The sequence below is a fragment of the Pseudomonas paracarnis genome (assembly GCF_904063055.1).
Classification (GTDB): Bacteria; Pseudomonadota; Gammaproteobacteria; order Pseudomonadales; family Pseudomonadaceae; genus Aquipseudomonas; species Aquipseudomonas paracarnis.
On sequence record NZ_CAJFCN010000051.1, the window covers coordinates 1 to 570 of the forward strand.

General features: G+C 57.2%; 1 protein-coding gene. It reads left to right on the plus strand.

What is annotated here, in order from left to right; translation table 11 throughout:
* Window positions 1-570, plus strand: a 570-nt coding sequence (locus tag JMV15_RS27825) for an immunoglobulin-like domain-containing protein (protein ID WP_201491985.1), incomplete at both ends; no start/stop codon positions are given.

The following is a 570-nucleotide window of genomic DNA, read 5'->3' on the forward strand; positions in this document are numbered from 1 at the left end:
CCGTCAAGATCACTGACGCTTCCGGCGGCAACTTCGAAAAATTAGAAGTTGCAGGCAACGGCGCAACCACCACGATCAACGACACCATCGACAAGGTTGATGTGGTTCTGACCGCCACCAACACCGTTGGCGAAGGCGGCAACATCGTTTACACCGCCAGCCTTGTGGATAAGAACGGCGCGCCGGTGACCAACATCACCAATCCGTTGACCGTCACCTTGGACAACGGCAAAACCATCACCATTGGCGTGAATCAGTCGAGCGGCACCATCACTACCATCGCGCCGGATGATGTGTACAAAGGCGACCAGACCGTCACCACCGCCATCAAGGGTGTGACCGGCGGCGACCACTTTGAAAATCTGGTGCCGGGTACTACCGCGGTGAACACCACCGTTACGGACACACCGGGCACCGATAACACCACCACGGTTACGCTGACTGCGCCAAGTGCCGTTAACGAAGGTGGTCAGATCACCTACACCGCAACTTTGAGCAACAAGGCCGGCACCGACGTCACCTTGAAGTTGGATAACGGCTCGTCGATCACCATCAAAGCTGGCGAGACCG